The 10,362-nt window shown below is 69.8% G+C and carries 6 protein-coding genes; 3 read left to right on the top strand and 3 right to left on the bottom strand.

The window, feature by feature from the left end; all coding sequences use genetic code 11:
- Positions 1 to 65: 65 nt before the first annotated feature.
- Entirely contained in the window at positions 66 to 1,301 is a 1,236-nt protein-coding gene (locus ACWDNU_RS16425) for a serine hydrolase domain-containing protein (RefSeq protein ID WP_449669438.1), read from the bottom strand.
- Between the two features lie 1,013 nt (positions 1,302 to 2,314).
- Positions 2,315 to 3,535, bottom strand: a complete 1,221-nt coding sequence (locus ACWDNU_RS16420) for an MFS transporter (RefSeq protein WP_449669437.1) — start codon at positions 3,533 to 3,535, stop codon at positions 2,315 to 2,317.
- A 674-nt stretch (positions 3,536 to 4,209) separates the two neighbouring features.
- Between ACWDNU_RS16420 and ACWDNU_RS16415 the strand changes: the two genes are divergently transcribed.
- From ACWDNU_RS16415 to ACWDNU_RS16405, 3 genes are all read left to right on the top strand, one after another.
- Positions 4,210 to 5,628, top strand: coding sequence for an FAD-dependent monooxygenase (locus tag ACWDNU_RS16415; protein WP_449669436.1), 1,419 nt, complete (start codon positions 4,210 to 4,212; stop codon positions 5,626 to 5,628).
- Between the two features lie 195 nt (positions 5,629 to 5,823).
- Positions 5,824 to 6,816 (top strand): ArsR/SmtB family transcription factor, encoded by a 993-nt coding sequence (locus ACWDNU_RS16410; protein ID WP_449669435.1) that lies wholly within the window; start codon positions 5,824 to 5,826, stop codon positions 6,814 to 6,816.
- Positions 6,817 to 7,052: 236 nt separating this feature from the next.
- Complete coding sequence (locus ACWDNU_RS16405; RefSeq protein ID WP_449669434.1) at positions 7,053 to 9,308, top strand: protein kinase domain-containing protein; 2,256 nt, start codon at positions 7,053 to 7,055, stop codon at positions 9,306 to 9,308.
- 12 nt (positions 9,309 to 9,320) lie between these two features.
- Here ACWDNU_RS16405 and ACWDNU_RS16400 read toward each other — a convergent pair whose 3' ends face one another.
- Positions 9,321 to 10,316 (bottom strand): amidohydrolase family protein, encoded by a 996-nt coding sequence (locus ACWDNU_RS16400; RefSeq protein ID WP_449669433.1) that lies wholly within the window; start codon positions 10,314 to 10,316, stop codon positions 9,321 to 9,323.
- Positions 10,317 to 10,362: the final 46 nt, after the last annotated feature.

The following is a 10,362-nucleotide window of genomic DNA, read 5'->3' as shown; positions in this document are numbered from 1 at the left end:
TACCTTCCGGGCACACCAAGGGATCCCGCCTGGCGCGGGTGAGGACGAGGAGTTCGGGGAGCTGCTCAGCACCGCCGCGCGAGCCGGCCGCCGATTTCGACGGCGGTCGCCGCGCCGGGTTCGCCGCGGAACCGCCCGCACGGGGTGGCGCGGCCGGTCGCCGGATCGCGGACGGTGAACGTGCCGTCGGCGTACCGGGCCAGTTCGGGGAAGACGTCGCCGTCCACGTCGAGACACGCGCCGCCTACGGCGTCCGGACGGATCGTGTACCCGATGGCGCCGTTGCGGAAACTGCCGAAATCGCCGTCCGGCATGGGAATCGGGCAGGATTCCGCAATCTGGACGCGCTGGGGCGGGAGACCGAATTCCGGCAGTTCGTCAACCAGGTCCTGCCAGAGGTCGGTGCCCCCGGCCCCGTTGGCGGTCAGCGCGAGCACGCAGGCACCGGCCTGGTCGATCCGCAGGTGACACGAGGTGCCGTCGGCCGTTCCGTCGTGTCCGAGCCAGCGGGATTCCTCGTCCCCGAAGCAGGCCAGCCCCAGCCCCCAGCCGTCCGCGAGGCCGAACGGTTCCGCGCCCGGCACCGGCCGGTGCAGGTCACTCGCTGTCACGACGTCGAGCAGCCCCGGTTTGCCGAGGTGGACCCGCCCGAGCGCGACGAGGTCGCGGGCGCTGAGCGCGAGCGCGCCCGCCGGGTCCAGCATCGGCGGCAGCACCTGCGCGAGCGGACGCTCGCCGTCGCGCGCGTGCCCGGTCGCGATGCCAGGGCTGTCGACGTAAACGGGCTCGATCTCCAAGGGCCGCAACAGGATCGACTCGACCGCGTGACGCCAGCGCATCCCGGTGACGTCTTCGATCAGCTCGCCGGCCAGCGCGTAGCCGAGGTTGGAATAGGAGAACGCGGTCCCCGGCTCGCAGACGAACTCCGCGGCCCGCACTTCCTTCCGGCAGGACCCGGCGGCGTCGGCCGGGTCCGAGGGCAGCCCGCTGGTGTGGCTCAGCAGCCCGCGCAGGGTCAGCGAGCCGGGAAGGGCCGGATCGCCGAGGATCTCGCCGACCGGCTGGTCCAGCTCGAGATCGCCGTCCGAGACGAGCATCATCGCCAGCGTCGCGGTCGCCACCTTGGTGACTGAGCCGATCGGCACGCGCGAGCTCTCCCGCATCGGCCGGCCGCGGCTCGCGACACCGGTCTGGACCACTGCGGTCTCGCCGCCGGCCCAGACCGCGACCTGCGCTCCCGGCACCCGATGCCGGGCGGTCAGCCGCGGGAGCACGGCGGCCAGCCGGTCCGCACAGCCCACGCCGGGCACCGGGCGCGGTCTCGGGACTTCGAATCTTTCTTTCCGGGAGTGCATGACCAGACCTTTCGAATACTCGTAGGAGCCGCACGAGGAATTGCCCCCTGCTCGCGCGGCACTAGCCCCAGCACAACGCGGACGCCCTCGAGCCCAAACCCGCGCTGGAATCCATACCCTGCCTAGCACGGTTGCACTCCAGCAACCGCCAAACGAAGGACTCCCGCATACCCCGCTTCGCACCCTGCGTCACACATTGCCGAGACCATTCTAAAATATGAACAACGGACTCACACCTCGGCGCGAACACAGATAACCGGAAGATCAGCCTTCGCATTCGGCGGATCTTCCTCCCGCGCACGGCACCGATTCCCGTTGCGCCGACCAGCGTAAACCCGCCTTTCCCGAGGCCGCCGGAACGGCGATCGCCACCAAAGAACTGGTGCCAACAGCGGTCGCCGTTACCCCGACCGCAGCAACATCGCCGCCGTGCGCCCGACTCCGGTGCCAGCACGGGAAAAGATCACCGCCCGCCTTCGCCGATAACGCCCCCGGACAGGTAGCGCGACAAGTCGATCTCACGGAATCAGGGAATCCGCCCGCTAAACCTCACCCGATCACCGGAAGATTCCGGCGGCTCCCCGACTCGCGGAATTCGTTCCCGGCAGACCGCCACACGAATGGCGCGCGACGGCAGTAGCACTTACCGCCAGGCAACCCGCGCCTGCGGTGTTTCGGTCCCGCTCGAGTGCGCACTGCCTCCGCCGATTCCGTCACAAGCACCTCCGCCCGCACAGTCGCCGCCGCCGAGCGAAACGTTGCAGCTTCTCCGCGACCAATAGCCGAACAGCGGAACCGCCTTCTTGAGGACCCGGAGGAAATGCCCGCTGTCGGCAGACTGCCAATAAGAGGACTATTCCAAGAAGGACAGTAAAGAAAACCATACGGCTGGTTGCCCGACCATTGACGATCAGCCCGCGCGACGTCCACTGAGGACATTTCCGGCGTTTTCCCACCCGTCACCCGGACGATCGCCCGTTCCGCATCGCCCGAAGAAGCACCGGCGATGCGACGACCAACGCGATCCCCCGCACCGCCCCCGCCACCGGATACGCCGCCCGGATGCCGAGCACGTCCGCGACCATCCCGCCCGCTAGCGATCCCAGCGGCATCAGTCCCCAGCCCAGCATCCGGTAGACACTGTGCACGCGCCCGCGCAGTTCCGTCGGCACCGCCTGCTGGCGCAGGCTGACCGTGACCACGCTCCAGAGCGTCGTGGCGAGCCCGCTAATCCCCAGCAGTATCCCGAGAACGACCGCGTTCGGACTGGCCCCGATGAGCACGAAGATCACCGCGTTGGCGACCAAGGCGGCCAGCAACGCTTGCAGCGCCCCGATTTTCGCCACGACCCGCGCGTTGACCATCCCGCCGAGCACGCTCCCGGCCGCGGCCCCCGCGAGCAGCACGCCGTAACCGCGCTCGCCGACGTGCAGGATCTGCGTCGCGAGCAGCACCACCGTCACGTTGCCGAGCTGGTAGCAGAACGTGTTCACCGCCAGCAGCCCCGCCAACACGCGCAACAGCCGATGCCGCCCGAGCCAGCGCACCCCCTCCACCACCGCGACCCGAATCGGCGGCTGCGCGACCTGCGGCAACGGACGCCGCGGGAGGGTCGCCAGCAACACGGCAGACACGGCGAACGACACCGCGTCCACACCGAACGGCAACGCCGCCGCGCCCGCGAACAGCAGGCTGCCGATCGGCGGGCCGACGAACAACTGCCCGGCATTGGCGATCGCGTACTGACTGCCGTTCGCCCGATGCAGCTGCGCCTCCGCGACAAGATCCGGCAACACCGCGAGCGACGCGTTGGCGAACACGACCTCGCACGCACTGAGCGCGAACCCCATGACCGCGAGGCCCGCGATGTCGATCCGCCCCAGCCAGATCATCGCGGCGGCCACCGCGACGATCGCCGCCTGCACGGCTTGCGACCGCCACAACAAGCCGACGCGATCACGCCGGTCCACGAGCGCACCCGCGGGCAGGGAGAGCAGGAGCCAGGGCAGATACGTCGCCGCCGAGACGACCGAAACCAGCACCGGATCGCGCGTGATCGTGATGGTGAGCAGCGGAACGGCGGCCGCGAAAACCCCGTCGCCGACGTTGTCCACCGCCGAGGCCCACCACAACCGCCAGTACGAGGCGGGGAGCCTGGCGCGGGAGTCGGATTCCTTCATGTGGGGGATGGTTCCTGACTCGAACAGGTGTTCGCCATCGTGTAGGCTGGAGCTACATCGAAAGTTTCGTGGTTGTGCCGTCGTTGTATTTCGCTTGCCGCGGGTTCCCCGGTGCCGCAGACTGACCCGCCGATGCCAAGTCCTGCGCGAATCCGGAATCAGCCCTGCGTGCCCGCCCGCGTCCGCACCTGCCGACGTCGACGCACGACGGCTGGATGCGCGGAGGTTGGACAGGCGGCGGCAGGACGGGCGGCCGAGCGCGCGACGGAGGCTGCGCGCACCCCGGCTGAGCGGCCAGCGGCGGGCCGGGGAGCATCCGGGCACGCGACAGCCAGATGCACCACGACTGCCCACACGACAATCGGGCAGACCGCAGCGAGCCGGTCAGCAGCCAGACACACCGCAGCAGAGTGGGCATCAGCCGGGCGAACTGCGGCGAGACGCACGAGAACCAGGCACGTCACGAGCCAACGCACAACCGCCGCCCGCCCCGCAGCCGAGCAGGCGCCGACCAGCCGCACCTCGGCTGGCCAAACACCACCCGGGCACAGGGCAGCCGCGCGAACCGCAGCAAGCCAGGCGGCAACCACCCCCGCCTCGGCTCCGCGCACAGCGGCCCGACACCCATCAATCAGCCACACCGCACCACAAAAAACCGACCGAACAGGTGGTTCATGATCGACGTCATCATCTCCGGCTGCGGCCCCGCCGGCGCGACGCTCGCCGCCGAGCTTCGGCTGCACGGCGTGCGGGTCCTCGTGCTGGAGAAGGAAACCGAGCCGCTCCCGCTCGCCCGCATCGTCAGCCTGCACATCCGCAGCCTCGAACAGCTCGCGATGCGCGGACTGCTGGAGCGCGTCCTCGAACGCGGACGGCAACGTCCGGTCGGCGGCATCTTCGCCGGGATCCCCAAACCCGCCCCCGAAGGCCTCGAATCCGCGTACCTGCTGGGCATCCCGCAGCCAGTCGTGGTCCGCCTGCTCGAAGACCACGCGATCGAGCTGGGCGCGGAAGTCCGGCACGGCTGCGCAGTCGCCGGTTTCGAGCAGGACGAGGACGGGGTCACCGTCGAACTGACCGACGGCGAACGTCTGCGGTCGCGCTACCTCGTCGGCTGCGACGGCGCGCGCAGCACCGTGCGCAAGCTGCTCGGCGTCGGCTTCCCCGGCGAACCCTCGCGGACCGAAACCCTGATGGGCGAGATGCCCGCGACCGCGCCGCAGGAGGAGATCGCCGCCAAGGTCGCCGAGGTCCGCGAGACCGACAAGCGGTTCATGCTGAGCCCGGTAGGCGAGGGCATCTACCGAGTAGTGGTCCCGGCCGCGGGAATCAGCGCGGAACCGCCCGTGCTCGAGGACTTCAAACAGCGACTGCACGCCATCGCCGGAACCGATTTCGGCGTCCACTCCCCGCACTGGCTGTCCCGCTTCGGCGACGCGACCCGCCTGGCCGAGCGCTACCGCGTCGACCGGGTGCTGCTGGCCGGCGACGCCGCGCACATCCACCCGCCCACCGGCGGACAGGGCCTCAACCTTGGCGTCCAAGACGCGTTCAACCTCGGCTGGAAACTGGCCGCGCAGGTCCGCGGCTGGGCCCCGGCTCCCCTGCTGGACACCTACCAGGCCGAACGCCATCCGGTCGCCGCGGACGTCCTCGACAACACCCGCGCCCAAATGGAACTGTCGTCCGCCGAAGCCGGGCCGCGGGCCGTGCGCAGGCTGCTCGCCGAGCTGATGGACTTCGACGAGGTCAACCGCCGCCTGCTCGGGAAGATCACCGCGATCGACATCCGCTACGACTTCGGCGAAGGCCCCGACCTGCTGGGCCGCCGTCTCCCCGACCTCGCCCTGAACCAAGGCCGCCTCTACGACCGCCTCCATCAGGGCCGAGGCCTGGTGCTCGACCGCACGGAGCGACTGAACGTCGAAGGCTGGGCCGACCGCGTCGACCTCATCGCGGACCCCGCCGCGACCCTGGACGCTCCGGCCGTCCTGCTGCGCCCGGACGGATATATCGCGTGGATCGGCGAGGACCAGCAGGACCTCAACGACCACCTCGCCCGATGGTTCGGCCAGCCCGCCGCTGATGCCTGAACAACGGCTCCCCACCCGACAACCACCGAGGGCGGCTGACCGCCCCAACAAACGAGAACCAGCAAACCACCACCGAGCTCAACCAAACCAGCCGCTCCCCGCCGAACAACCACCGCACGCCGCGCCCTCCCCCGCCTGAGTCGACAAACCCGCCGATCCCGCCTCGCCGACCGCCAAGTGACGCATAATCGCGACGTGCCGCTGACCCTCGACCTGAGCACCGACGACCTGGCCGCCACCAGGCTCGCCGTCTCGCCGTTGTCCGAGACGGTCTCCGGCCTGCAGACCCTGGCCGGCTGCTGGGGCCGGACTCGCCACGGGCGCTGGACCCGCTGGGCCGCGAGCGAACTCGCCGGCCGTCCGCTGGATCTGGCCTGGACGTGGCCGTTGCTCGTCACCGGCCGGACCAGCTGGCCGCAGTTCCTGCTGCCCGCACCGGACCGTGCGGCGAGCACGATCGACGAGGCGCTGGCCGCGATGTGCCGGACCACCGCGAGCCAGGTTCGGCGCAGCCTGCACGGCGTGTTCGGCGACCGCCTGCCCGGCCCCGCCCGGGCACTCGCCGCCGATCCCGCGGCCGGGCTGCGTGCGATCGCCGAAGAACTCCGCCAGGCACACGACCGCCTGATCGCACCGCACTGGGCCCGGCTGCGCGCCGTTCTCGACGCCGACATCGCTTACCGCGCCAAGCAATGGGCCGACGGCGGCGCGGCCCATCTCTTCGCCGACCTGCACGCCGAGCTGAACTGGTCCGGCAGCCGGCTCACTCTCGACGGCGACCACCGTCCCTCGCCCGGCCGCCCTTCCGGCGGGCTGGTGCTGTCGCCCGTCGTGCTCGGTCCGCCGTGGGTGATGATCAAACTGCACACCACCACCCAGACCACGATCCGCTACCCGGCCCGAGGCAGCGGTGCATTGTGGACAGCCGCCGGACGCCGTCCCGCCGAACCCGCGGTCCGCCTGCTGGGCCGACGTCGGGCCGAACTCCTGGAGACGCTGCGCTCCCCCGCCACGACCACCGACCTCGCCGAAACCCTCCGCGTCTCGCCGAGCGCGGTTTCGCAACACCTCCGAGTCCTGCGCGACAGCGGCCTGGTCTCCGGACGGCGATCCGGTCGCGAGGTCCTGTACCGCACCACCGAACAGGGAATCCGCCTGCTGAACCCCTCAGCCGAATCACCAAGGTGACGCCTCCCCCTGCCCAACGTCAGCCGCTGGCCCGGCACGGAATGCGCCCGTCCGCCGAAGCGCAAAACTGACGAACGCAAGCCCCGATCCGCCAAAACCGGACCAAGGCGATCCAGGCCCTGCGCTTCCCACGACCGAGGCACAAATGTGACAACTCCACACCCGATGCCACATTTCCGGAGTACGATCTCGCGGAACCGGCGGGCGGGCCCGCGGGAAGAGGGGAAGCGGCGGGGATGAGCGAAACCTGGCAGGTGCCCGGGTTCACCGAGGTCGACGTGCTCGGCGTCGGCGGTTTCGGGCGCGTCGTGCTGGCCAAGCATCAGCAATCCGGCCGCATGGCGGCGATCAAATACCTCCTCGCCGAGTACCTCGCCGACCCGGACATCGCGGCCGGGTTCCGTCGCGAGGCGTGGCTGCTGTCCGGCGTCCGAAGCCCGCATGTCGTGCAACTGTTCGACTTCGTCGAGACGCCGCAGGGCGCGGCACTGGTGATGGAGGCCGTGCCCGGCGTCTCCCTGCGCGCGCTCCTGGCGACGGAGAACATTCTCGCCCCCGAATCCGCGTTGGCCATTCTCAAAGGTTCGCTGCTCGGACTCGCCGACGCACACGCCGCCGGAGTCGTCCATCGCGATTACAAACCGGGAAACGTCCTGGTGTCACGGGAAGGCCAGTCGAAGCTGGTCGACTTTGGACTGGCCACTTTGGACGGACACAACGGACTGACCGCCGGTTCCCCGTCGTACATGGCACCGGAGCAGTGGGCCGGGCAGCCGGGCATGCCTGCCACCGACGTGTACGCCGCGACCTGTGTGTTCTACCAATGCATCACCGGACACCAGCCGTTCGAGGGGACCACCACCGACGAACTGCGCTCGCTGCACCAGATGGCACCCGTGCCGCTCGACGCGGTGCCCGAGGACTTGCGTCCGCTGATCGCGCGCGGCATGGCGAAGGATCCGGCGTGGCGACCGTCCACAGCGGACGCTTTCCTCGCCGAATTGGAGACCGTCGCGCGCAAGGCTTACGGAAAGGACTGGGAGAAACGCGGCTGGAAGCGGCTGGCCGCCTCGGCCGCCGCCCTGACCGCGCTCACGCCGTTGGCCCTCCTGACCACGGCTGGCACGGCCGCCGCGCCGATCGGGACCGGTGCCGGCGCCGTGGCGGCGGGAGTGCCTGCCACGGGCACCGGAGCGGGCGCGACCGCGGTGATCGTCGGCAAGGTCATCGCCGTGCTGGTGGTCGTCGGCGCACTGGTCACCGGCGGAATCCTGGTCTTCAACCGCCAGGACGACCCGCCCGCGCCCGCGGCGCTCACGGTGGCGATCCAGACTGATTCCGGCCGCGACCAGGCCCTCCCGATCACCTACAGCCTCCAGTATCCGCAAGTGTCCGGCGGGCCGGACGCCGCCGTGCGGAAACGCATCAACGACGCTTTGCGCGCCCCGATCGACAAGCGGCTGAAGGCCATCCGCGACGCACGGTCCAATCCGGACTGGCAGCAGCAGTTCACCGAGGCCGGGGAAACGCCCGCCGCGCGATCGACCGCGCGGATCCTCCTGCAGACCCCGAGCCTGCTTTCCGTGCGCTACGACCACGATCTCGACTCGAAAGTGCTGTGGCACACGACGTGGCGGTTCCCGGAAACCGTCACCGTCGACCTCGGCACCGGGAATCCGGTCGGCCCCCAGGACATGTTCCGCCCCGAGGTGCTGACCGCGGCCGGAATGAAAACGCTCACCGACCGCGTCGAACCGCACACCAGGAACGGTTTCTGCCAACTGGCGTCCGTCGACGAAAACGGGCGGAAGACCACCATCGACGCCGCCGACCGGGTCCCGGCGCGCGGGCACGTTCCGGGGGCCTCGATCGGATTCACCAAGGCCGGGGCCGAATTCGAAATCCTGTGGTACGACCTCGGCTGCGTCACGGCGGCGGGGAAAGAAACCGTGACTGTTCCGTACGCCGAAATCTCCGATCTGCTGCAGCCGAAGTTCGTGACAATGCTCGGCGCCCCAACAGCTTCCCCGTCACCTACGCTACCGGCCTCGTCTTCCCCAGCGGTCGGCAACACCTACACCAACCCGCGATTCGGCTTCACCACACGCGTTCCGCAGGGCTACACCGCCGCGTCCTACAGCCCGGACAACGGCGACGGAATGACGTTCACCAACACCGGCCTCGACGCGACCCTCACCGTATGGGGCACCAATTCCGGCGGCCGGACCACCGCGGCCGCACTGGCCGCCGCGGCGTCCGAAGCAGAAGCAAACGGCGGCCGAGTGACCTATCGCAAGGCCGAAGGCGACCACTACACGATTTCCGGCTACCAAAGCGACGGCAAGATCTTCTACGAGCGAGGATTTACCGGAGCGGGGTCGACGGCGTCGCTGCGCTGGGTTTATCCGCGCGAGCACAAGTCCGAACTCGACACTCCAGTGAGCACCACAGCGGACGCCTTCCGCCCCGGAGACCTCTCTCAGCCGCACTGAGACTCCGCTGGATCAGGCCAGGCCGAGCAGTTCGTCGGCATTGCGGTGGGCGATCTTTTCCTGGTCCTCGGCGGAAAGATGCGATTCGGTCAGGAACGGCACGGCGCCCTCGTTGCCGAGCATCGGGAAATCCACGGAATGGATGATCCGGTCCGCGCCGACGGTGTCCGCGCAATACCGCAGCTGGGCCTGGCTGAACATGCCGCTGGGGGTGATGAACACGTTGTCCCGGAAGTACTCGCGGAAAGTCCGGTCGAGCCCGGTCATCCGCCTCGGCATGGCCTCGTCGAGCCGGTCGAGGTAGAACGGGATGAACTCGCCCCAATGGCCGAGCACGAACTGCAGGCAGGGACAGCGGTCGAGCACCCCGGTCAGCACCAGGTGCAGGAAATGCACCGCCGTCTCCTGGTGCCAGCCCCACGCGGCGAGTCGGAGAGCCCCGGAGACCGCGGGCGAGAGCCCGCCGGCGTAGCTGGCCTCGCTGACCGGCGCCGGAGGCGGGGCCGGGTGCAGGTAGATCGGCACCGACAGGTCGCTCGCGGCGCGCAGAATCGGATCGAACCGCGGCTGGTCGAGGAATTCGCCGTCGGTGCGCCCCATGATCATGGCGCCGACGAAGCCCAGTTCGCCGACGCACCGGCGCAGCTCGTCCGCCGCGGCGCCGGGCACGGCGGTCGGCAGGGTCGCGAACGCGGCGAACCGGCCCGGAAACGCCTCGACCGCCTTGGCCATGGTGTCGTTCGCCGCCGCGGTCAGTTCCGGTGCGACGGCCGCGGGCAGAAAGGTGTTCACCAGCGACAGGACCTGGGTGGTGATGCCGTGGCGGTCCATGTCGGCGATCCGGGCGGAACCGAGGTCCGCCAGGAGATCCGGGTGCCGCGGGTACGGCATCCCGGTGTCCGGGGCGAACGCCGCCGCGTAGCCGGGAACGTGTTCGAGCATGCTCGGCATGCCGGCGGCGGTCACCGCCGGGGCGGTCCAGTGTTCTTCGAGCGTGACAATCCGCATCGCTGCCCTCTCCGTCGGCCTGTCCCTCCACGATGGACCTGACGGG

This window comes from Amycolatopsis sp. NPDC003676 (genome assembly GCF_053587275.1).
This window is presented reverse-complemented; position numbering and strand designations above follow the sequence as displayed.